The organism is Pseudomonas sp. 01L34 (assembly GCF_056400265.1).
The window spans coordinates 23,752-47,089 of sequence record NZ_JBFTSX010000008.1 but is presented as its reverse complement, the minus strand read 5'-3'; the positions used below and the strand labels follow the sequence as shown (position 1 = coordinate 47,089).

20 protein-coding genes are annotated in these 23,338 nt (G+C 59.6%); 4 read left to right on the top strand and 16 right to left on the bottom strand.

Annotated elements, in window-relative coordinates; all coding sequences use genetic code 11:
* Positions 1-845 precede the first annotated feature (845 nt).
* Together AC1DQM_RS23865 and AC1DQM_RS23860 are read left to right on the top strand one after the other, a co-directional pair.
* Positions 846-1,535 carry an energy-coupling factor ABC transporter permease gene (locus AC1DQM_RS23865; protein ID WP_138866321.1) on the top strand — a complete coding sequence of 230 codons (690 nt, stop codon included), beginning with the start codon at positions 846-848 and terminating at the stop codon, positions 1,533-1,535.
* 63 nt (positions 1,536-1,598) lie between these two features.
* Positions 1,599-1,814 carry a hypothetical protein gene (locus tag AC1DQM_RS23860; protein WP_007938959.1) on the top strand — a complete coding sequence of 72 codons (216 nt, stop codon included), beginning with the start codon at positions 1,599-1,601 and terminating at the stop codon, positions 1,812-1,814.
* Positions 1,815-1,823: 9 nt separating this feature from the next.
* Here AC1DQM_RS23860 and yacG read toward each other — a convergent pair whose 3' ends face one another.
* The 5 genes from yacG to pilB are packed head-to-tail and all read right to left on the bottom strand — an operon-like array spanning position 1,824 to position 6,435.
* A complete protein-coding gene (gene yacG / locus AC1DQM_RS23855) occupies positions 1,824-2,024 on the bottom strand; it encodes a DNA gyrase inhibitor YacG (RefSeq protein ID WP_018930185.1) in 201 nt (66 codons plus the stop codon).
* On the bottom strand, positions 2,021-2,644 hold the full coding sequence (coaE, locus tag AC1DQM_RS23850; RefSeq protein WP_026286732.1) for a dephospho-CoA kinase: 624 nt from the start codon (positions 2,642-2,644) through the stop codon (positions 2,021-2,023). The genes yacG and coaE overlap by 4 nt, the downstream gene beginning before the upstream one ends.
* Positions 2,641-3,513, bottom strand: coding sequence for a prepilin peptidase (locus tag AC1DQM_RS23845; RefSeq protein ID WP_477746947.1), 873 nt, complete (start codon positions 3,511-3,513; stop codon positions 2,641-2,643). The genes coaE and AC1DQM_RS23845 overlap by 4 nt, the downstream gene beginning before the upstream one ends.
* A 1-nt stretch (position 3,514) precedes the next feature.
* Positions 3,515-4,732: a type II secretion system F family protein gene (locus tag AC1DQM_RS23840; RefSeq protein WP_018930188.1), complete on the bottom strand. Its 1,218-nt coding sequence runs from the start codon at positions 4,730-4,732 to the stop codon at positions 3,515-3,517.
* A 2-nt stretch (positions 4,733-4,734) separates the two neighbouring features.
* Positions 4,735-6,435, bottom strand: a complete 1,701-nt coding sequence (gene pilB, locus AC1DQM_RS23835) for a type IV-A pilus assembly ATPase PilB (RefSeq protein ID WP_064620392.1) — start codon at positions 6,433-6,435, stop codon at positions 4,735-4,737.
* 226 nt (positions 6,436-6,661) lie between these two features.
* On the opposite strand from pilB, the gene AC1DQM_RS23830 reads away from it, so the two are divergent.
* Positions 6,662-7,072 (top strand): pilin, encoded by a 411-nt coding sequence (locus AC1DQM_RS23830; RefSeq protein WP_019650990.1) that lies wholly within the window; start codon positions 6,662-6,664, stop codon positions 7,070-7,072.
* Between the two features lie 326 nt (positions 7,073-7,398).
* Complete coding sequence (locus tag AC1DQM_RS23825) at positions 7,399-7,755, top strand: BON domain-containing protein (RefSeq protein ID WP_064620389.1); 357 nt, start codon at positions 7,399-7,401, stop codon at positions 7,753-7,755.
* Positions 7,756-7,928: 173 nt separating this feature from the next.
* Here AC1DQM_RS23825 and AC1DQM_RS23820 read toward each other — a convergent pair whose 3' ends face one another.
* The 11 genes from AC1DQM_RS23820 to AC1DQM_RS23770 all read right to left on the bottom strand — a co-directional run bounded on the left by AC1DQM_RS23820 (position 7,929) and on the right by AC1DQM_RS23770 (position 23,330).
* A complete protein-coding gene (locus AC1DQM_RS23820; protein ID WP_477743885.1) occupies positions 7,929-8,225 on the bottom strand; it encodes a DUF2845 domain-containing protein in 297 nt (98 codons plus the stop codon).
* The gene (locus AC1DQM_RS23815; RefSeq protein ID WP_477746946.1) at positions 8,225-11,230 is read right to left on the bottom strand and encodes a DUF748 domain-containing protein; all 3,006 of its coding nucleotides are present in this window, start codon (positions 11,228-11,230) and stop codon (positions 8,225-8,227) included. The genes AC1DQM_RS23820 and AC1DQM_RS23815 overlap by 1 nt, the downstream gene beginning before the upstream one ends.
* A 61-nt stretch (positions 11,231-11,291) precedes the next feature.
* Entirely contained in the window at positions 11,292-12,308 is a 1,017-nt protein-coding gene (locus AC1DQM_RS23810) for a class I SAM-dependent rRNA methyltransferase (protein ID WP_064620380.1), read from the bottom strand.
* A 196-nt stretch (positions 12,309-12,504) separates the two neighbouring features.
* Positions 12,505-14,442: an acetate--CoA ligase gene (acs, locus tag AC1DQM_RS23805; RefSeq protein WP_477746945.1), complete on the bottom strand. Its 1,938-nt coding sequence runs from the start codon at positions 14,440-14,442 to the stop codon at positions 12,505-12,507.
* A 230-nt stretch (positions 14,443-14,672) separates the two neighbouring features.
* A complete protein-coding gene (pgi, locus tag AC1DQM_RS23800) occupies positions 14,673-16,337 on the bottom strand; it encodes a glucose-6-phosphate isomerase (RefSeq protein WP_064620373.1) in 1,665 nt (554 codons plus the stop codon).
* A gap of 227 nt (positions 16,338-16,564) precedes the next feature.
* A complete protein-coding gene (gene panD, locus AC1DQM_RS23795; RefSeq protein ID WP_008153310.1) occupies positions 16,565-16,945 on the bottom strand; it encodes an aspartate 1-decarboxylase in 381 nt (126 codons plus the stop codon).
* Between the two features lie 259 nt (positions 16,946-17,204).
* A complete protein-coding gene (panC, locus tag AC1DQM_RS23790; protein WP_258612686.1) occupies positions 17,205-18,065 on the bottom strand; it encodes a pantoate--beta-alanine ligase in 861 nt (286 codons plus the stop codon).
* Complete coding sequence (gene panB / locus AC1DQM_RS23785) at positions 18,062-18,862, bottom strand: 3-methyl-2-oxobutanoate hydroxymethyltransferase (protein WP_018930198.1); 801 nt, start codon at positions 18,860-18,862, stop codon at positions 18,062-18,064. The genes panC and panB overlap by 4 nt, the downstream gene beginning before the upstream one ends.
* A gap of 272 nt (positions 18,863-19,134) precedes the next feature.
* Entirely contained in the window at positions 19,135-19,620 is a 486-nt protein-coding gene (gene folK, locus AC1DQM_RS23780; protein ID WP_019650997.1) for a 2-amino-4-hydroxy-6-hydroxymethyldihydropteridine diphosphokinase, read from the bottom strand.
* Between the two features lie 3 nt (positions 19,621-19,623).
* On the bottom strand, positions 19,624-21,024 hold the full coding sequence (locus tag AC1DQM_RS23775) for a polynucleotide adenylyltransferase PcnB (RefSeq protein WP_477746944.1): 1,401 nt from the start codon (positions 21,022-21,024) through the stop codon (positions 19,624-19,626).
* An 866-nt stretch (positions 21,025-21,890) separates the two neighbouring features.
* A complete protein-coding gene (locus tag AC1DQM_RS23770) occupies positions 21,891-23,330 on the bottom strand; it encodes a sigma-54-dependent transcriptional regulator (protein ID WP_018930202.1) in 1,440 nt (479 codons plus the stop codon).
* Between the last annotated feature and the right edge of the window lie 8 nt (positions 23,331-23,338).

The window sequence follows — 23,338 nt, the reverse complement described above, 5'->3', positions numbered from 1 at the left end:
ATTTTAGTCTTTGCCTGTGGGCGATAAAGGGGGCTGGGTCTGATTCAGTCTTGCAGGAGATGTAACAATCGCTGTTGATTGTGTGCATATCCGTTTCTGCGGTAGTGCCGGCTGGCGGTTTCGCTCTTACAGCGAGTCACTTTGAAAAGCCCAAAGTAACCAAAGGCTCTTGCCCCTTTCGTTCGGCCCTTCGCCTAGGCTCAGGGTGCCCTCGCTCCGGTCCTGCTCCGTGGGCCCGCCGCCATCGGCCATCCATGGCCGGGGGCGGCTAACCCGGCATCCATGCCGGGTTGCCCACTGCGCAGAACCTCCACTCGGCCTCTCGAGGGGGCGTGCACCGCCAAAGCAAAAGCGAGGCGGCCTACCGGCCGGCCTGACTTCAAGTGAACGCATTCCCCTGTAGGAGCTGCCGAAGGCTGCGATCTTTTGATCTTGCCGTTGCTTTGGTTTTTGATCTTGATCTATCCGCCCCTTTCCCAGAGGCCGAACGCAGGTATTGCGCAGGGGGCACCGCGGCAGGGATGCCGCGGTAGCCGCCCCCGGCCATGGATGGCCGATGGCGGCGGGCCCCCGGAGCAATGCCGGAGTGAGGGCATGCCGAGCCTAGGCGAGGCACCGAATGGAGGGGCAAAAGCGCTTTGGTTACTTTCGCGCTTTTCGAAAGTGACCCGCCGTAAGGGCGGAACCCTAGGTGGCCGTTACCGCAGAAATGGATATGTACCCAATCGTGGAGCACCCCCGGGGCCGGTACAAATGTGTATACCAACCCGAAGTCGAAGGGAGTAAAGGCCGGTGTAGACTGATGACCTGTTCTCTTCTGGTAAGACAAGGGAGTGTGCCCAGCCATGATCGGTGCCGAGTTACTGTCATCCCAAACCCTGACGATGGGGTGGCTGATCTATATACCGGCGCTGATCTGGGCAATTGCACGAGCGCCATGGGTCGAACTGTTCAGCGACAGCCGCCGCCAGCATCTGTTGTTCGGTACGGTGTTTGCGCTGTTCATGCTGTGGCTGGTGCGACGGGACTTCGATACCGGTGTGTCCTATCACTTCATCGGCATGACCGCCGTGACCTTACTACTGGATTGGCCGTTGGCGATTGTCGGCGGGTTGGTCGCGCAGGTGGGCTTGGTGTTGCTCGGGCGTCAGGACCTGGCCGCTGTCGGGGTCAATGGCGCTCTGCTGATCCTGCTGCCGGTGCTGGTCACCGAGTGCTGCGCCATCCTGGTGGAGCGCGCGCAGCCACGTAATCCCTTCGTGTACATCTTCTGCTCCGGTTTTTTTGCCGCTGCGCTGTCGGCCTTGTTGTGCCTGATCCTGACGCTCACGCTGCTGTGGTACGACGAGCGATTTGTCATGCCGTACTGGCTGGAAGACTTTGTCGGTTACCTGTGGTTGCTGATTTTTCCGGAAGCGTTCATCAACGGCATGGTGGTCAGCGCGTTGGTGGTGTTCTGCCCCGAATGGCTGGAGACGTTCAATCGCACGCGCTATCTATCGGCGCCCTGGAAAGATGACGATCCCAAATCTTGATCCACATCAAATCCAAAAAACGTTGACGAATCCATGCTTCGGAAAACCTTCAGGAGCATCGAAATGAGTGTCTACGAGTGGGCCAGGCAGGAGTTGCGTCAGAGTCTGGATGTGGCGCAAGAGGTGGGCTTCGATCCGGGGTTGAGCCTGCGCGCCTTGCTCAGTGCGGTGGTGCAGCAGAGCAAGGCAGTGCGCAATATCGAAGACCTGGCCGATGAGTTGCGGTTTCTCGCCGAGAACCTCGACGAGGGCCAGGACTATGGCTTTATGCGGCCCTGATGGCCGGGATCAGTGACGCGGGTCGAAGTCGCCGCTGAACATCTCGTCCTCGGCATCAGGGGGCACCGGGATCTTGTGTTCTTCCGACGCCCAGGCGCCCAAGTCGATCAGTTTGCAACGGTCCGAACAGAACGGCCGGAACTTGCTCTCGGGGCTCCATTCGACAGGGGCGCCACAGGTTGGGCATTCGACGGTCGGGGTTTGGCTCATGACTGGCCTCCACGCAAAGTAAGGTAAAAGTGATGCAGGCGTTCGACCTCGCTGTGCAGCCAGGCGAGGTCGCGGTCGTTGACCACCACATCGTCGGCATGGCTCAAGCGGTCCTGTCGGCTGGACTGAGCCTTGAGGATCGCCTGGACTTGCTGCTCGCTGGTCTGGTCACGCTGCAGGGTGCGTTCGATCTGTAACTGTTCCGGGGCATCGATCACCAGGACCCGTTGGGTCATGGCGTACTGCCCGGACTCGATCAGCAGCGGCGAAACCAGAATCGCGTAAGGCGATTGTGCCTTGGCCAGATGATGGGCGATTTCCTCGGCGATCAACGGATGCAGTAGCGCTTCGAGCCAGCGGCGTTCTTCCGGCACCTCGAAGATCAGCTTGCGCAGGGCTGCACGATCCAGCTGGCCATCGGCTTGCAACACGCCGGGGCCAAAGTGCTCGGCGATTTTTGCCAGTGCCGGGCGACCGGGTTCGACCACCCAGCGAGCCGCATGATCGGCGTCGACCACGTGCACGCCGAGGTCGATGAAGTGCTGCGCAGCCGCGCTTTTGCCGCTGCCGATGCCGCCGGTCAGGCCGAGAATCCAGGGTTTTTCCACAGGGGTATTCATTTCAAACCGACAAACTGCCAATAGAAGCCGGTTATTTGACCACCCCAGAGCAAGGCAATCCAGCCGGCAATGGCCAGATAGGGTCCAAAGGGTAGCGGCGTCGAGGTTTTCGCATCCCGCAGGCGCAGCAAAATCACCCCGAGAATGGCCCCTACCAGCGATGACAGCAGAATGGTCATGGGCAGGATCTGCCAGCCGCCCCAGGCGCCGAGCATCGCCAGGAGCTTGAAGTCACCGTAACCGATGCCGTCCTTGCCGGTGACCAGCTTGAACAGCCAGAACACCGTCCACAGCGCCATGTAGCCGGCCACCGCGCCCCAGAACGCGTCATGCAGTGATACGAAGAGCCCGAAGCTGTTGAGGACCAGTCCCAGCCACATCAATGGCATCACCAGTACGTCCGGCAACAGTTGATGTTCGGCATCGATCAGGCTCATCGCCAGCAGGCCCCAACTCAGGACCAGCACCATGCAGGCCTGCCAGCCGAAACCGAAATGCCAGGCGACGAACGCCGACAGCAGGCCGCAGGCCAGTTCGGTCAGCGGGTAACGTTTACTGATCGGCGCTGCGCAGCTCGAGCATCGCCCACGTAAAAACAGATAACTGAGTATTGGAATGTTCTCCCACACTCGAATCCGATGGCCGCAGTGAGGACACTCGGAGTGGGGCAATAACAGGTTGTAGGTCGGGCCGGGGGCTTCGGCTGGCAAGTCCAGTACGTCATGGGCCTGCAGGCGCCATTCACGCTCGAGCATTTTCGGCAGGCGCCAGACCACCACGTTGAGAAAACTGCCGATCAGCAGGCCGATCAGCCCTGCGGTCATCACGAAGGCCAGCGGGTTGAGGCTCAGAAATTCGTTCAAGGACATATCAGACCGCTGAGCCGAGTTGGAAGATGGGCAGGTACATTGCAACCACCAGCCCGCCGACGATAACACCCAGCACCACCATGATGAACGGCTCCATCAGGCTGGTCAGGTTATCGACCATGTTGTCCACCTCGGCCTCATAGAAACCCGCGACCTTGTCGAGCATGTCGTCCAGCGCGCCGGACTCTTCGCCAATGGCCGTCATCTGGATCGCCATGGTCGGAAAGATGCCGGAGGTACGCATGGAAAAATTCAGCTGCATGCCGGTCGAAACGTCCTGCTTGATGCGCAACACCGCTCGCTTGAACACGATATTGCCGGTCGCGCCCGCCACTGACTCAAGGGCTTCGACCAGTGGCACGCCGGCGGCAAACGTCGTCGACAGGGTGCGGGCGTAACGGGCCACGGCGGACTTGTACATGAGCGCGCCAACCAACGGCAGTTTCAGCAGCCAGGTGTCCGTCCGGTCGCGAAAGCCCGGGGAATTCTTGAAGGCATGGCGCAGGCCGAAGATCCCCCCAGCCAACACGCCGAGTATCATCCACCACCAGTCCTGCATGAACTCCGACAAGCCGATGACCATCACGGTGAACGCCGGCAGTTCGGCGCCGAACCCCGAGAATACCGACTGGAATTGCGGCACAACCTTGACCAGCAGAATGCCGGTCACAATGATTGCGACGAACACCACGGCCAGCGGGTAGGTCATGGCTTTCTTGATCTTGGCCTTGAGGCTTTCGCTCTTTTCCTTGTAGGTCGCCACCCGTTCCAGCAGGGTATCCAGGGCACCGGCCTGCTCGCCGGCGTCCACCAGGTTGCAGTACAGCTCGTCGAAATACTGGGGCTTTTTGCGCAGGGCCGCGGCGAAGCTGTTACCGGCCGCGACTTCCTGTTTCACCTCGTCCACCAGCTTGCGCATGTTCGGGTTATCGAAGCCTTCGCCGATGATCTCGAACGATTGCAGGAGCGGTACGCCGGCTTTCATCATGGTCGCCATCTGCCGGGTAAACAGGGCGATGTCCAAGGGTTTGATGCGCTTGCCGGCACTGAAAATGGACGCGTACTTTTTCCGCACCTTGCCCGGATTGATGCCCTGCTTGCGCAACTGGGCCTTGATCAGCGCTGGATTTTGTCCGGTCAACTCGCCGGTCATTTTCGCACCTTTGCGATCCGTGCCTTCCCAGGCATACACGCTGATTTTCGCTGCTTTGACCGCCATATTCAGTCCTTCGTGACCCGGTTGATTTCTTCAAGGCTGGTGATGCCTTGCATGGCCTTGAGCAAGCCCGACGTGCGCAGGTCGTTGAAGCCGTCCTTGCGCATCTGGAGGTCGATCTCCAGTGAATTGCCTTCGGCCATGATCAGCCGTTGCAGATCAGGAGTGTTCTTCACCACTTCATAAATCCCCACTCGCCCTTTGTAGCCAGCATTGCATTGATTGCAACCGACCGGTTCATAGATCGTGAATGAGCCGATGCGTTCCTCGGGGAAGCCTTCCTTGAGCAGCGTCTCGCGGGGAATCTCGATGGGTTTCTTGCAATGGCTGCACAACTTGCGCGCCAGGCGCTGGGCAATGATCAGGCTGACCGAGGTCGCAATGTTGAAGCCCTGAATCCCCATGTTGTGCAGGCGGGTCAGGGTTTGCGCAGCGCTGTTGGTGTGCAGGGTGGAAAGCACCATGTGCCCGGTCTGGGCGGCCTTGATGGCAATTTCGGCAGTTTCGAGGTCGCGGATTTCGCCGACCATGATCACGTCCGGGTCCTGGCGCAGAAACGAGCGCAACGCCTGGGCGAAATCCATTCCCTGCCTGGGATTGACGTTGACCTGGTTGACGCCCTCCATGTTGATTTCCACCGGGTCTTCGGCAGTGGAGATGTTGATGTTGACGGTGTTGAGGATGTTCAGCCCGGTATAGAGCGACACGGTCTTGCCTGAACCGGTGGGCCCGGTCACCAGGATCATCCCCTGTGGTTGCTTGAGGGCGGCCATGTACAGGTCTTTCTGCTCCGGCTCATAGCCGAGGGCATCGATGCCCATTTGCGCGCTGGACGGATCGAGGATCCGGATCACCACTTTTTCGCCCCACAGGGTCGGCAGGGTGTTGACCCGGAAGTCGATGGACTTGCTCTTGGACAGGCGCATCTTGATTCGCCCGTCCTGGGGTTTGCGCCGCTCGGAGATGTCGAGACTGGCCATGACTTTGAGCCGGGAAGCAATGCGGTTGGCCAGTTGCGTTGGTGGCTTGGCAACTTCATGCAGGATGCCATCGGTGCGCATCCGCACGCGGTAGGTTTTTTCGTAGGGTTCGAAATGCAGGTCGGAAGACCCGCTCTTGATCGCATCGAGCAACATCTTGTGGACGAAGCGCACCACGGGCGCGTCATCGGTGTCCTGTCCGCCGATGGCGTCCTGTTTCTGGTCGTCGACCGACTCGATGTCCAGACCGTCGAGGTCGACATCGGCCATCTCTTGCAGGTCGGTGGCGTGGCTGTCGAAGAATCTTTCGATGGCGTCGCTAAGCTTGTCCTCTTCGACCAGGATGGCTTCGGTGTTCAGCCCGGTACTGAACTGGATGTCGTTGATGACCTGTTGATTACTCGGATCGGAAACCCCCACGAACAGTTTGTTACCGCGTCGCCAGAGGGGGAGGGCGTGGTGCTGGCGGATCAGTTTTTCGCTGACCAGCCCCTTGGGTTGGGTGTCTTTTTCCAGGCAGTTGAGGTCCAGCAGGGCCATGCCGAAATGCTCCGAAGCCACCTCGGCGACCTGCCAGCTTTTCAGCAGTTTGTTTTGCACCAGATAACTGACCAGTGAGACTCGATCGCGTTGGGCTTGCTGATACGCCTGTTGCGCACTTTGATCAGTGATCAGCTCGGCCAGCACCAATTGCTTGGCCAGACCGCTAAGGGCAATGTCATTCATTGGGATTCCGGACGCAGGCGGTTAATGACTTATAGCCTAGTCAAACAGTGGAACCAAACCAGCCGAGGTGAGGTGACAAAAAATGTCAGAAAGTGCGGATCCTGGGGGTACGAAAGGTCTTTGTCGTGATCCCGAGCCCAGTCTGCAGGGGCGCATACGACTTGGCATGACCTGTGCTGCACCCTCTACAGATCATGAGATTTCGACTCATGCATGGAGCCTGTCTATGAAAAATCAAAATGGTTTTACCCTGATCGAACTGCTGATCGTGGTGGCGATCATCGGGATTCTGGCGACGTTTGCGTTGCCGCAGTATTCGAAGTACCAATCACGGGCGAAAGTTACCGCTGCGCTTGCAGAAATCTCGGCACTGAAGGTGCCTTTTGAAGACATTATGAATCAGGGTACAGATCCTACCCTCGCTTTGATCGGCGGTACGGCGACTACAGGTAACTGCACGATTACGGCATCGGGTACCACCGCTACCGGTGTGGGCACTATTGCCTGCACGATCCTCAATGCTCCAGGGCCTGTGCTCAGCAAGACCATTACGCTTTCGCGTACCCTCGCCGGTGGCTGGACATGCGCCACCACGGCTCTACAAGAGTACGCACCTAAAGGCTGCACCGGTACCTGATCCATATCACCCGGCATAAACAATGCCCCGCTTCTCACGACGCGGGGCATTTTTGTTGGTCATTTGGGCGGGGGGCGATTCGGATGATCACGAAAACCCCCGACAATTCATGCCCTTAGGCCTGCGTTAAAACCCGCAACTTGCATGTAGATAATGTCGCACTCATGCATTTTGCATGATTTCGAAAGTTGTAATTTTTATTAAGTTGTTGATTTATAGGTATTTATTTTTTGGTTGCTAGTTGGCACAGCGTTCGCACTCTCTCTGGTAACCCTGCTGACAAGACGACACGCAGCAGACTTTCCAGAAGAACAGGAGTTACTCGTATGAAAAAGTTCGCTATCGCTGCCGCTACTGCTACCGCGCTGACCCTGACGATGGCCAACGCTGCATTCGCCCAGACCAGCCATACCACCCAGGCTCCCATGACGCTGGCTGCCGGTGAAGTGACCAAAGCCAAGGAAGCTACTTCCGATACCTGGATCACGACCAAAGTCAAAGCAGACCTGGTGACTGAAAAAGGCATCCCTGGCACCGACATCAAAGTCGAAACCAACAAAGGCGTCGTGTCGCTGTCGTCCACTGTTGCGGTGACTGAAGCTCAGAAAGCCACCGCCGTGGCCATTGCCAAGAAAATCAAAGGCGTCAAAGCGGTGTCCGCTGACGGCCTGAAAGCCGAGTAAGGCAAGGCTTCTCGCCTGGACCGGGAGAAGATGCGGCAGGCGGGCCAGGTCATACGTCTGTCGCTTTTTGAGAGTTCATGCGAAAGGCCATATGGACGTGGCCGTTACAGGCCCCGACATTCGTGTCGGGGCCTGTTCTATTGGGAGCAACGCAAAAAACTGTGGGGGCGAGTTCAGTTACCGCGCTTGCTGGTGATTTGAACCAACCGGTTTCCTTCAAAGCGCAGGTACTGGTACATCCCGCCGTTGGGCCCGTAGGTCCATTCCTCGACCTGAAACTCTTCCCGTCGATTGGCGCTGCGCTTGTAGCCAAGCAGGTCGCGGGCGACGGGCTCTCCGCATTTTTGCAGCACTTCGCTGGACCTGTCCCCGACGCTGATCAATTGACTGCCGCAGCGCAGGGTATCGGCCGCCGCAGCTTGGCCGGCAGCCAATACCAGGGCCAGGCTCATAAGCCATTGCACGCCCATCACTCGGCATCCAGATGCAAGGCCGTCACCACGCGGCCATCGCTTTCGGCCTCACCGAGGTTGGCGTCGATGAAGTACACGCGGTCATCGGCCAACTGCCCTTTGTCCACCAGGTAGTCCTTGATGCTGCTGGCCCGTTCCTGGCCCAGCTGACGCAACAGAACCTCGCTGGAGCTCCAGAAGCCGATCACGCTTTCGCGCATTTTTTTGCTGCGTTCTTCCTTGCCCAGATCCTTCCATTCCGCGGGCGGCTGGATCTTGAGGCGTGTGCGGTAGATTCCTTCGAGCAGCGGGCCTTTCTCGCTGTCCGGCACTTCCAGCATGGAGGCCTGGGCCGGCACTTTGTCACCGCGGCGCTGGAGCATTTTGTAGTAGTTGTACTGGTATTCCCGTTCCAGGCGTTGCTCGGCGAGCAGTGGGCCGTCGCTGCTCTTGGCGGCAGTGCCTTCGATTTCCAGGCGCAGGGCCGGACGCTCCTTGAGCGCCTGGGACAGTTTGATCAGTGTCGCTTCGGCTTCCTTGCTCAAGTCGCTCGAACCTGGTGCAAACGCCACGGTGCCCAGCTCCTCTGAACCGCCGCCGCTGACCAGCCCGCCAATCATTTTGAACGGCGCCGCGGCCGCCTTCACGATCAGATTGCGCAGGGTCTGCCAGATGATCGGCATGATGCTGAACTGCGGGTTGTTCAGGTCGCCGCTCACCGGCAGTTCGATGGAAATCTTGCCGTCGACATCCTTGAGCAAGGCAATCGCCAGTTTCAGCGGCAGGCTCACTGCATCCGGACTGTCGACCTTTTCACCCAGTTGCAGCTGCTCGACCACCACTTTGTTTTCGGCCAGGAGCTGACCGTTGGTGATCTTGTAATGCAGATCCAGATTGAGCCGGCCCTTGCGGATGCGGTAACCGGCGAACTTGCCGGAATAAGGCGTCAGGGTCGTCAGTTCCACCCGTCTGAAACTGGTAGCGATGTCCAGACTGGCCATTGGGTCGAACGGGTTGACCGAGCCCTTGATGGTCACCGGTGCATAGCGGTCGACCTTGCCTTTGACGTCGACGTTGGCCGGTTTTACGTGGCGGCTGTCGATGGTGCCGATCTGCCCGTTCAGTTGTTGGACGGCCGTGGCGAAGTTCGGTGTCAGGCTGAAGTCGGCGAAGTTTGCCGAACCGTCATTGATGGCGATGCTGCCAATGTGGATGCCCAGTGGTTTTTCGTTTCCGGCTGCCGGTTTGGCTGCGGCAGTTGTGGTCGTTGTGGTCGTTGTGGCGCCGGAGTCGGCCGGTTGCGGGATCAGCAGGTCATCGATGTTGGTGGTGCGGTCATCGTTGATCATGAAGCGGGCATAGGGCTGGAACAGATTGACCTTGTCGATCGACAGGCTGTCGCCGTGCTGATAGTTCAGGCCTTCGAGCGCCAACTGTTGCCACTTGAGGAAGTCACGGGTTTTCAGAGTGTCGAGGGTATGCAACTGATCGATCTGGGCTTTACCTGTAACACTGAACGCCAGCGGCTCGGTGCTTTTCAAGTCGACCGCCAGATCACTGCCCAGCATGCCGCTACGCAGTTCGAGGCGAATGAACGGATTGATGTAGGACTGGGCGACGCGCAGGTCGATATCCCTGGTCTGCACGTTCAGTTTGGCGCTGATCGGGGCCAGATTGACCGTGCCGTCCGCCATGATCTTGCCTTGCTTGCCCACGCCCGTGTCGAGCTTGAGGTTGAAAGGGGAGCCGTTGAGGCTGTCGAAATTCTGCAGGTCCAGGTTCAGCGGGCCGAGCTCCAGCGCTACGGCGGGTTGTGCCTTGCGGTCGGCCAGGTGCACCTGATAATTACGCAGTTGCACGTCTTTGAGCAGCACCTGCCAGGGCTTGCTCGGCGCGGTCGGTTCGGGCTTCGGTGAATCGGCTGCCGCGGGTGTGCTGGTGGGTTCGGCGTTGGCTTTGGCCGCCTGTTTGGACGGCTGGCTGGCGAACAGTTTTTGCCAATCGAGTTGCCCATCGGCTTCGAGGGCTGCCCAGGTTTCCAGTTTCTGGCTGTGGATCTTGCCGACCACCACTTGCTGCTTGGCCAGATCCACGGTGGTGTCGCTGATGTCCAGTCGTTCGAGCTTCACCAGAGGTCGGCCGTCCGGCGCCTTGATGGCGAAAGGCGCGACGCTGACGACGACGTTGTCCAGCAGCAGTTCGGTGCCTTTGTTCAGATTGAGTTTGTAGTCGGTGCTCAGGTTCAGGACGCCGTTTTCCAGGACCAGTGGCACAGCATCGCGCACATAGGGCCAGAAGGACTTCATCTTGCCATCGGTGATTTTCAGCTTACCTTCAGAGGCGATCGGGCTCAGGCTGAAATTGCCGGTCCAGTCGATCTGCCCGCCGGCGGGGCCGACCGCGACCAGGGTCATGTCGGCGTTGTCGTCGGGCAGGGTACTGAGGTTCTTCAGCTCGAAATCGAGTTTGTCGTAGAGGAATTCGATGGGCTCGCTGGGCCGGGCATCTTCGAAATGCACGTAGCCGCCGGCCAGTTTGATCCGCTCCACGCGCAGCGGGAAGGGTTTGGCGTTCGGGTCGACCGGGGTCGGTTCGCTGGCGGGGATTTTGAACAGCCCGAGAAGATTGAGCTGGCCGTCCTTGCCGAAGCGTATTTCGGTCTTGGGTTTGTCCAGTTCGATATCGGACAGGTGCAGCGCCTTGGTCCACAGGCTGTCGATCTGCAAGTTGGCGTACAGGCGTTCGAAGCCCACTTGCTCCTTGCCCGGCTCGCCGATGATCAGGCCCCAAAGGGTTACTTCAAGGCTGAACGGGTTGAGTTCGATCCGCGAAATTGTCGCGGGCGTCATGGCGTAGTTGGCCAATTGCTGGTTGGCAACCCGCAACGCGATGCCCGGCAAAATCAGAAACCCCAGCAGGCTGTAAAGGGCCAGGGCTGTTAACAAGGCGCCGATAGCGCGGATCAATCCTTTGGGCATGTGTGGCTTCATCTGTCGGAATCGGAGTGCCTTGGAGTATGGCATGCGTTTGCGGTTCCGAAGCAATCACGCTTTATAGGCGTTGTCTGATAATGGGTGTGGATTTTCAGAGCTGCAGGATCAGCGTTTTCAGCGGCGGTTGTTGGTCCGTCGACGGAAAGTCGCTGCCCGGTGTCAGCGCTGTCCACTCACGCACCGGGCGTCCGGCCTTCTCTGCGCAGCGCAGCACCTGTTCGCGCCAATCGTCCATGCTGACCTTCGCCAGGTTGTTGCAGCAGATCAACACGCCATTGTCGGCAGTGGTCAGCAGCGCCGGTTTGAGCAGGCTCTGGTAATCGCGCAACAGATCGACCGTGCCGAAAGCACTCTTGGCCCAGGCCGGTGGATCGAGCAGTACCAGATCATATTGACGCGGCTCCAGGCGCTGATAGCTCGGCAGTTTTTGCCCGCGACGCTGGCTGATCGGCAGGCCGGCCAATTGACGAATCGCCGGGAAGTAATCGGACTGGATGAACTCCATGGTCGGCAATTGCGGGTTGAGCAGACCGTTTTCGCGGCCGACCGCCAGGTTGCCTTCGGCAAAGTCCAGGTTGCACACCTCGCTGGCACCACCGGCCGCAGCGCAGAGACCGACGCCACAGGTGTAGGCAAACAGGTTCAGCACACTTTTGTTTTTGCTGTGCGCCTTGACCCAGCCGCGGGCGTTGCGCAGGTCGAGAAACAGCAACGGATCCTGGCCGGCATGGCGCCCGCGAACCCGGTAGTTCAGCCCCCATTCGTGGCCGATCAAGTCTTGCAGGGCGGCCTCGTCGGCGCGGTAGACGGTGTCTTCGCGGTCGATGCGCGAGTTGCCGCGGGAGCGGTCGTTGTAGACCAGCAGGCTATCGAGGCCCAGCTGTTGATTGACGATTTCGTGCAATTGCAGCAGGGCGTCACGCTCCAGTGACTGATGAAAGCTTTGCACCAGCAGTTGCGGGCCATAGCGGTCGATGGTCAAGCCGCCGGCACCTTCCTGGCTGCCGTGGAACAGGCGATAGCAATCGGTGCCTTGCTGATGCAGCTCGGCGAGCAGGTCCTGGCGACGATCAAGGGCGGCGCACAGCGCCTGATTCAAGGAAGACATGCTGGGCGCCTTGCTGGAGGGAATTGAGGGCGCGGGAGTTTAACACTGTGGCGAGGGGGCTTGCCCCCGTTCCAGTGCGCAGCACTGGCAAAAATTCGAGGGAGCGCCAAGCTTTTTGGGCCGCTTCGCTGCCCAACGGGGGCAAGCCCCCTCGCCACAATAAGCCTCACAGCGCGGCCGGTGGCCGCGCGCAACATTATTGGTTCAGGCGTTGATCAATCAGCCCTTGCACCACGCTCGGGTCGGCGAGGGTCGAGGTGTCGCCGAGGCTGTCCAGTTCGTTGCAGGCGATCTTGCGCAGGATCCGTCGCATGATCTTGCCCGAACGGGTTTTCGGCAGGGCCGGGGCCCACTGGATCAAGTCCGGTTTGGCGAAGCTGCCGATTTCCTGGCTGACATGGGCCAGCAGTTCTTTCTTCAGATCGTCGTTGGGGTCGACGCCGTTCATGGGTGTGACGAAGGCGTAGATGCCCTGGCCTTTGATGTCATGGGGGTAACCGACCACGGCGGCCTCGGCAATGCTGTCGTGCAGCACCAGCGCGCTCTCCACTTCGGCGGTGCCGATGCGGTGCCCGGAGACGTTAATCACGTCGTCGATGCGCCCGGTGATCCAGTAATCGCCGTCCTCGTCGCGGCGTGCGCCATCGCCGGTGAAGTAGTAGCCGGGGTAGGGCTTGAAGTAGGTTTCGACCATCCGTTTCGGATCGCCGTATACGCTGCGGATCTGCGCCGGCCAGCTGGACTTGATGGCCAGCACGCCGCTGCCGGCGCCTTTGATTTCTTTGCCGTGCTCATCGAGCAACACCGGTTGCACACCGAACATCGGTTGGGTGGCGCAACCGGGTTTGACCCGTTGGGTGCTGACCAGCGGGCTGAGCATGATGCCGCCGGTTTCGGTCTGCCACCAGGTATCGACAATCGGGCAGCGTTGCTCGCCGACTGTATTGAAGTACCACTCCCAGGCTTCCGGGTTAATCGGCTCACCGACAGTACCGAGTAAGCGCAGGCTCTCGCGGGATGTTTCCTTCAACGGCCCGGGACCTTCACGCATCAACGCGCGCAGGGCGGTCGGGGCGGTGTAGAAGATGTTGACGTGGTGCTTGTCGATCACCTGCCAGAAGCGCGAGGTGCTGGGGTAGCTCGGTACGCCTTCGAAGATCAGCGTGGTCGCGCCATTGGCCAGCGGCCCATAGACAATGTAGCTGTGGCCGGTGACCCAGCCGACATCGGCGGTGCACCAGAAGACTTCACCGTCGCGATAGTCGAGCACGTATTTGAAGGTCATTGCCGCTTGCAGCAGGTAGCCGCCGGTGGTGTGCAGCACGCCTTTGGGTTTGCCGGTGCTGCCGGAGGTGTAGAGGATAAACAGCGGGTCTTCGGCGTCCATCGGCTCTGGCGGGCAATCGTCACCGACATCGCGCAGGGCCTGGTGATACCAGAGGTCGCGGTCTTCAACCCAATTCACCTGGTTTTGGGTGTGCTCGACCACGATCACACTGCTGACGTGCGGGCAACTTTGCAGGGCCTTGTCGACGTTCTGTTTGAGCGGCACGAATTTACCGCCGCGCACGCCTTCATCGGCGGTGATTACGGTGCGGCAGTCGGCGTCGAGGATCCGGTCACGCAGTGAGTCCGGGGAGAATCCGCCGAACACCACCGAATGAATCGCGCCGATCCGCGCACAGGCGAGCATGGCGTAGGCGGCTTCGGGGATCATCGGCATGTAGATGCACACGCGGTCGCCTTTCTTCACGCCACGGCTTTTGAGCACGTTGGCCAGTCGACTGACGTTGTGATGGAGTTTTTTGTAGGTGATCTGGATGGATTCGGCGGGGTCATCGCCTTCCCAGATGATCGCGGTTTGATCGCCACGCTTTTCCAGATGACGATCGATGCAGTTGTAGCTGACGTTTAACTTTCCGCCGGCAAACCAGCTTGCGTCACCGGTTTTCAGGTCGTACCGCTGAACGGTCTGCCACGGCGTGCTCCAGTCGAGGAACCGTGTGGCCTGTTCGGCCCAGAAGGTGCTGGGGTGTTCAATGGATTCACGGTACAGGCGCTTGTAGTCGTCCTGACTCAACTGTGCAGCCCGGCGGACGGCATCGGCTTTGGGGAACGTGCTGATATCGAACATGACGGTTCCTTATTCTTGTTTTGCGACAAGAGGGGAGCTGCGCGACCCTCGTAGGAGCTGCCGAAGGCTGCGATCTTTTGATCTTGTCTTTTACAACCAGGATCAAAAGATCGCAGCCTTCGGCCGCTCCTACAGTGATAGCGCACGCCACCGATTTTGCAGTAAACCCGGTGCCGTGGAACTGTCGGTGCTGCAAGTTGAAGGGGCGGGTAAACCGCCCCTTCAGCCTATCACCCGCGGTGACGACCGCGGAAGTAGTTGATCAGGCCTTGGGTGGAAGCATCGTCGGCCGGGGTTTCTTCGCTGCCGACCAGGCGGTTGTAGACGCCTTTGCCCAGCTCTTTACCCAACTCCACGCCCCACTGGTCGAAGGCATTGATGCCCCAGACCACGCTTTGCACGAAGACTTTGTGTTCGTACAGCGCTACCAGTGCGCCAAGACGACGCGGGCTGATGCGTTCGAGCACCAGGGTGTTGCTCGGACGGTTGCCCGGGATCACCTTGTGTGCGGCCAGTTTTTGCACTTCATCCTCGGCCATACCCTTGTCACGCAGCTCGGCTTCAGCCTCGGTGCGGGTCTTGCCGAGCATCAATGCCTGGCTTTGCGACAGGCAGTTGGCGTACAGCCACTGGTGGTGGTCGGACACCGGGTTGAAACTGACGATCGGCACGATGAAGTCGGCCGGGATCAGTTGGGTGCCCTGGTGCAGCAACTGGTGGTAAGCATGCTGACCGTTGCAGCCAACGCCGCCCCAGATTACCGGGCCGGTATCGGTGGACACTGGCGTGCCGTCCTGGCGCACGCTCTTGCCGTTGGATTCCATGTCCAGCTGTTGCAAGTGCTTGGTGATGTTGCGCAGGTAGTGGTCGTACGGCAGGATCGCGTGGCTCTGCGCGCCCCAGAAGTTGCCATACCAGATGCCGAGCAATGCCAACAGTACCGGCATGTTCTGTTCGAATGGCGCGCTCTGGAAATGCTGGTCCATGGTGTATGCACCGGACAGCAGTTCCTTGAAGTTCGACATGCCGATGGCCAGGGCAATTGGCAAACCGATGGCCGACCACAGCGAGTAACGGCCGCCGACCCAGTCCCACATCGGGAAGATGTTCTCTTCACGAATACCGAACGCCACGGCCGCCGCGTTGTTGCTGGAGACGGCGATGAAGTGACGGTACAGCTCGGCTTCCGAACCGCCCTGAGCCAGGTACCAGGCGCGGGCGGCCTGGGCGTTTTTCAGGGTTTCGAGGGTGTTGAAGGATTTCGACGAGACGATGAACAGCGTGGTCTCGGCGCGCAGCTTCATGGTCAGTTCGTGGAATTCACTGCCGTCGATGTTCGCCAGGTAATGGCAACGCACGCCTTTCTGGGCGTAGGACAGCAGCGCTTCGGACACCAGCTCGGGGCCGAGGAACGAGCCACCGATGCCAATGTTCACAACGTCGGTGATCGGCTTCTCGGTGTAACCGCGCCACAGACCGTCGTGGATACGGCCCACGAGATCGGTGATCTGGTTCAGCACTTTGTGCACGTCGGGCATCACGTTGACGCCGTTGACCGACAGCTTGTCGCCCACCGGACGGCGCAGTGCGGTGTGCAGGGCCGGGCGTCCTTCGGAAGCGTTGACGATTTCGCCCGAGAACAGCGCTTTGATCGCGCCCTTGAGGTCGACTTCGTTGGCCAGGCCCACCAGCAGATTGCGGGTCTCGGCGTTGATCAGGTTCTTCGAGTAGTCGAGAAACAGGCCGCAGCTGCTGAGGGTGAATTGATTAAAACGCTGCGGATCGGCATTAAAGGCTTCGCGCATGCTGAAATCCTGCATGGCTTGGCGGTGGTCATTCAGCGCTTGCCAAGCGGGCAGAGCGGTAACGTCGTGAGGAGTGCGGTAATACGCCATCGCTGCGGTTTTCCTTTTACTTGAACGGCCTTTTGAACACTAAAAATCCCGGAGCGCTGTGGGTGGGCGTCCGGTCAACTGCGTCGACACGATTTCTGGCGCAGGGCGAATACAGTAAACCTCGCGCTGCAATCTGTCTTGACTTTGTCTGACCTGCTCCCGGTACTTTTTTAACATTTAACCAGGAGCGGTCCGACAAACGGAAAGCTGGCAGGGGGGCGGTCCGGTCAGGCGACCTGAACCGGAATTGCATTGCTGGTGTGGCTCAGTTCGTTGCCCGGCGCCATGTAGAGCATGCGCGGCTTGAAGTTGAGCAGTTCGGCTTCGCTGTAGTGGGCGTAAGCGCAGATGATCACGCGGTCGCCGACCTTGGCCTTGTGGGCCGCGGCACCGTTGACCGAGATCATGCGCGAACCTTCTTCGCCACGAATCGCGTAGGTGGTGAAGCGTTCGCCGTTGTCGATGTTGTAGATCTGGATCTGTTCGTACTCACGGATGCCGGACAGGTCCAGCCATTCGCCGTCGATGGCGCAAGAGCCTTCGTAATCGAGTACAGCATGGGTGACTTCGGCGCGATGCAGCTTGGCCTTGAGCATGATGGCGTGCATGAGTGTTTCCCCGGGTCGGAATCGAACGGGGGGCAGTTTGCCCGAAGGCTTTGTGGGCGGCAATACAGTCTGGAAACGACGCAGATCTAATGTGGGAGCGGGCCTGTGGCGAGGGGGCTTGTCGGAACGCCGCACCGCCCCGTTGGGCTGCGAAGCAGCCCCAAAATCTCTGATGTACCAAAGATCTTGTGAGTGCTATGCACTCAAACGGGGGCAAGCCCCCTCGCCACAGGTTCGCTCCCACAGGGTTTTGCAGTGTTTATGCGGGTGTGTCGAGGTTCAGATGCAGGTTGTCGATCAACCGCGTCGTGCCGAGGAACGCCGCCACCAGAATCACCAGATCCCGATCTTGCGCTGTCGCCGGACGCAAGGTCAGCGCATGGCGAATTTCCAGGTAATCCGGACGCAGGCCAGCGGCTTCCAGTTGCTTGATCTGCTCGTTGATCAGCGTCGGGTAATCGCGCTCGCCCTGTTTGATCGCGTCGCTGATCCGGGTCAGGGTGCGATAGACCTCCGGTGCGATGGCCCTCTGTTCTTCGCTGAGGAAACCATTGCGTGACGACAACGCCAGACCGTCGGCGGCCCGTACGGTCGGTTCGCCGATGATCTGGATCGGCATGTTCAGGTCGTGCACCAGGGCGCGAATCACCGCCAGTTGCTGGAAGTCTTTCTGGCCAAAGATCGCCAGGTCCGGCTGGACCATGTTGAACAGTTTGCTGACTACCGTCGCCACCCCTTCGAAATGCCCAGGACGGCTGGCGCCGCACAGGCCTTCAGACAGTTGTGGAACGCTGACGCGGGTCTGGCCGGCCATGCCGTCGGGGTACATTTCTTCGACGGTTGGGGCAAACAGCAGATGGCAACCGGCCTGGAGCAGTTTCTCCTGATCGGCGGCCAGGGTCCGCGGGTATTTGTCGAGGTCTTCGCCGGCGCCGAATTGCAGCGGGTTGACGAAAATGCTCGCGACCACGAAATCCACCCGTTGGGTGGCTTTGGTAATCAGCGCGATATGCCCGCTGTGCAGGTTGCCCATGGTCGGCACAAAGCCGATGCGCTTGCCTTCGCTACGGGCGCGGGCCACCGCGGCCCGCAGTTCGCGTACGGTTTTTACGGTGTTCATGCAGAGAATCCGTGTTCGATGCCAGGGAAAGTCGCCGCTTTGACTTCAGTGACGTAAGCGCTCAAGGCTGCTTGAATGCTGGTTTGGTCGGTCATGAAGTTCTTCACGAACTTTGGCACGCGGCCGGTCATGGACAAGCCCAGCATGTCGTGCAGAACCAGTACCTGACCGTCGGTGCCACTGCCGGCGCCGATGCCAATCACCGGGATCTTCACCGCCTGGCTGATTTCTTCGGCCAATTCGCTCGGCACGCATTCGAGCAGCAGCATGGCCGCGCCGGCCTGTTCCAGGGAAATTGCGTCGGCACGCATCTGCCGCGCCTGGTTCTCGTTGCGGCCCTGGACTTTATAGCCGCCGAGGATGTTGACCGATTGCGGTGTCAGCCCCATGTGCGCGCACACCGGGATGCCGCGTTCGGCCAGCAGACGGATCGAGTCCGCGAGCCACAATGCCCCTTCAACCTTGACCATGTGCGCACCGGCCTGCATCAACAGGGCGCTGTTGGTCATGGTTTGTTCAATGGTGGCGTAGGCCATGAAGGGCAGGTCGGCGAGGATCAGGGCATCGGTGTTGCCGCGTTTGACGGCTGCCACGTGGTAGGCCATTTCAGCAGTGGTCACCGGCAGGGTGCTGTCGTGACCTTGCAAGACCATGCCGAGGGAGTCGCCCACCAGCAGCACTTCAACCCCGGCCTCATTGCAGGCGTGGGCGAAGGTCGCGTCATAGCAGGTCAGCATGGTGATCTTTTCACCTGTCTGCTTGAGGCTCTGGAGCGTGGTCAGGGTGATGGCTGGCATGAAAAAAATCCTCATTACAGGCGCTATGAAAACTACTGCGAGTAACGCGCGTGATTCGTCATTTATACAGGCGCACCCTCTTTCGTGGTGCTTGTAAGGCCTGGACTGCGCCCTTTAGCGCCGCGTTGGCGGCAGCGGGACGCCTATAGTCGTGAGGAGAACCCGGGAAGTCAATTGCATGTGTTACCGCATTGTTACGTGGGGGGTGTTACCGACGTTACTGATGCGATTCAGCAGATTTGCGATGGGCTTGTATCGTCAAAAGCGGCAACTCAGGCTGCCGGGAGGCGTTCCAGGCCGACGAACGGGCAGGCGGCGAGTAATTCTGCGAGGGTGCGGCCGTCAGCCAGGCGCAAGTCCGCCGGTGCCAGTTCGGCCAACGGATAGAGCACAAAGGCTCGTTCCTGCAGGTGATAGTGAGGGACTTTGAGGCGCGGTTCGTCGATCAGTCGATCGCCGAACAACACGATGTCCAGATCCAGCGTGCGTGGGCCCCAGCGTTCAAGACGCTGGCGGCCTTGTCCGTTCTCGATGGCTTGCAGGGCATCGAGCAGCTCCAGCGGCGCGAGGCGGCTGTCGAGAGCGGCGACCGCGTTGGTATAACGCGGTTGGCCGGGCAGCAGCGAGTCGCTTTGATAAAACCCGGAAACACCGACCAGTTCGGTCTGCGGCAAGCGTGCCAAGGCCTCGACAGCGCTGCGCAACTGTTCGGCAGGGTCAGCCAGATTGCTGCCCATGCCGATGTAGATGCGTTCCATGGCCTATTCGCCTGTCGTGCTCGAAGCGCCGGCAGCGCGTTTGCGTTTGGCGCCGCCACTGCGGCGACGTTTGCGCGGAGCACCGCTGCCGTCGTCCTTGCCGCTGAGTTCGCGGATCATGTCCCGACGTTCGCTGTCGTTGGCGTCCTGATAGTCGGTCCACCATTCGCCCAGGCCATCGGTCTGTTCGCCAGCGCTTTCGCGCAGCAGCAGGAAGTCGTAACCGGCACGGAACCGCGGGTTGTCCAGCAACAGGTCGGCCCGCTTGCCGCTGCGGCGCGGCAGACGCTCCTGCATGTCCCAGATCTCGCGGATCGGCATGGTGAAGCGTTTCGGAATCGCAATACGCTGGCACTGTTCGGCAATCAACTCGTGCGCCGCTTCCTGCATCGCCGGAATCGGCGGCATGCCACGTTCTTGCAAGCGCAGCACGCGGGCCGGCAGGGCAGGCCAGAGCAGGGCGGCGAACAGGAACGCCGGGGTGACCGGTTTGTTCTGCTTGATCCGCAAGTCCGTGTTGATCAGTGCTTCACTGATCAGCGTGTGGGTGTACGTCGGGTTGTATTCCAGCGCCTCGGCACTGGCCGGGAACAGCGGATCGAACAACTGCAGGTCGACCAGCATCTCGAAGGTGTCCACGGCGTGGCCGGAGAGGAACAGCTTGAGCACTTCTTCGAACAGACGGGCTGATGGAATCTCGCGCAGCATCGGTGCCAGATCGCGGATCGGCAGGGCGCTGTGCTTCTCGATACCGAAATTCAGCTTGGCGGCGAAACGCACGGCCCGCAGCATCCGCACCGGGTCTTCCTGGTAGCGCTGCTTCGGATCGCCGATCAGGCGGATCAGGTGATTGCGGATGTCGTGTACGCCATTGGCGTAGTCGAGAATGCGCTCGCTGACCGGATCGTAATACAAGGCGTTGATGGTGAAGTCGCGGCGTTGCGCGTCTTCTTCCAGGGTGCCGTAGACGTTATCGCGCAGGATGCGCCCGCTTTCGTTGCGGGAAGACTGGTTGCTGTCTTCGTCCTCGTCGTTTTGCGGGTGATTGGCGCGGAAGGTCGCGACTTCGATGATTTCGCGGCCAAAGTGGATATGCACCAGTTTGAAGCGACGACCGATGATCCGCGCGTTGCGGAATTCGGCCCGTACCTGTTCAGGGGTGGCACTGGTGGCGACGTCGAAATCTTTCGGCGTGATGCCGAGCAGCATGTCACGCACACAGCCGCCGACCAGGTAAGCCTGGTAACCGGCGTTCTGCAAGCGTTCGACGATGTTGACCGCGTAACGGCTGAATTGCGCCTTTTGCAGCGAATGTTGGCCGCTATTGAGCACTTCAGGCGTGCTGCGGATGTGTTGCGTACGACGCAGGGGAGAACGGAATGACTGGAACAGCTTCTTCAGCATGGGATGCACTGTTTGAAGGAATGTTCGGCCATAACGAAGAATGACCGCATGATGGGCCGGGATTCTAGCATTTAGTCGGGGGATGGTGTAGGAAGCTGCGCAAGCGCTTGAAGGGAGATGTCTTGAGGGGCGGTTTTGTAGCAGCTGCCGAGCCTGCGTTCGGCGGCGAAGCCGTCGTAAAACCAGAAATTGCGGTGTGTCAGTAGGAACCGGTTGCCCGTATTAGCGACTGCTGCGCAGTCGAACGCAGCCTCGCACTGCTCGGCAGCTGCTACAAGGCAGAGAATGCCAAACGCCAGAAACCACAAGGGGAGCCGAAGCTCCCCCAGAAGTAGTTGCGTGCTCTATTTTTATTATTGGTTTCGGGCTTCTTGTTTTTGTTGAGCGCCCTCGCCATGAAGTTTTCCTTCATGACCCTCCCAATCGGGAGCCAAGAGCAAACGGATTGCTTTGGTCGCTGTGTTGCTATGATCGTGTGATCCAACCAGTTCAGGCACTGTCTCGGGACAGTTTTTTATTATTCTCGGCCTGGTTGCGGGGCAAGCCCCAAATGCAACGCCTCTCCAAAAGAATCAGTTAGCTACGCCTCTCGCCGTCTTGTTTTTATTGTGCGTGAGTCGATTCGTCTTATTTTTATTGTCTTGTGCATTACTTGTTATTGTTCTTGTACTGAACATATAGCAGGGTGCGTGCCAACTTTTGTGAAGGCCAATAAAACAAGGGGTTAGGCGGGCTAATGGGGTTTTCCGAGGCCAAAAAAAACCGGGGCTTCGTTACCGTAAGCCCCGGCTTCTGTTACGTGAAAAAGCTGAGGTAACAGTTTTTCCACAATGTCACGTGTTACCCGCGCATCTGACAGGCGCGGTTCAGCTCTCGCTGGCCACCCCGGTCTTGCGCCGCGGGATGCCCAGACGCTGACGGCGTTCCCACAAGCATTTGCGACTGACCCCGAGCTTGCGGGCCAGTTCGGTTTCGGTCATGTGGTCCTGATGCTCGAGCACGAAGTGCTGGAAGTAGTCTTCCAGGGACAGATCTTCGGTCGGTTCGTGGCTGGTGTTACCGGCGCTGTTGCCCTGCTGGGGCGCGAGGCCGATGAAATCGTCGTCTTCCAGATCGCTGAGTTCGATGTCGATGCCCAGCAGCTCGGCGGAAATCTCCGGGCTCTCGCACAGAATCACCGCGCGCTCGACCGCGTTTTCCAGTTCGCGAACGTTACCCGGCCAGGAGTAATGCCGAATTGCTTGCTCGGCATCCAGGGCGAATTTCAGATCGGTGCGGTTGACCCGCGCGCTCTGCCGCGCCAGGAAGGCATTGGCAATTTCATTGACGTCCGCACCGCGCTCGCGCAGGGCCGGCAGTTTCAGGGCGATCACGTGGAGGCGGTAATACAAGTCTTCACGGAACTGGCCGATCTTCGCCAGGCTCTTGAGATCCCGGTGGGTCGCGGCGATCAGGCGTACATCGACCTTCTGCGACTGGACCGAGCCAACCCGGCGGATTTCACCTTCCTGCAATACGCGTAACAGGCGGGCCTGGGCTTCCAGTGGCAGTTCACCGATTTCATCGAGGAACAAGGTGCCGCCGTCAGCCGCTTCCACCAACCCGGCACGCCCGGCGCTGGCGCCGGTAAACGCGCCTTTCTCGTGGCCGAACAGTTCGGACTCGATCAGGCTTTCCGGGATGGCTGCGCAGTTCACCGAAATCATCGGCGCCTTGGCGCGTTTGGACAGGTTGTGCAGGGCACGTGCTACCAGTTCTTTACCGGTACCGGACTCGCCCTGGATCAGGACATTGGAATCGGTCGGCGCGACTTTACGGATTTTGCTGTACAGGTCCTGCATCGGCGGGCAAGAGCCGATGATGCCGATTTCGCCGTTGCTGTTGTCGACACCACTTTTTGCTGCGGCGCCATTGGACGCTTTGCCGACAACCGGCTCACCGCTGGCTTGCGCCGATTGCCGGTCACGCAGGATTCGCGCGACGGCCTGGAGCATCTCGTCGTGATCGAAAGGCTTGGCGATGTAGTCCACCGCGCCCATTTTCATGGAGTCGACGGCCGAACGCAGGCTGGCGTAACTGGTCATGATCAGCACCGGAGTGCCCAGGCCGAGTTTGATCAACTCGGTACCCGGCGCGCCCGGCAGGCGCAGGTCACTGACGATCAGGTCAAACGTGGGAATGCTGAAACGCTCTTGTGCTTCCTGCACGGATCCGGCTTCGCTGACCTGGTACTGGTTACGTTCCAGCAGACGGCGCAAGGCGGAGCGGATAATTGTTTCGTCTTCGACGATCAAAATGTGCGGCATTGATTCGA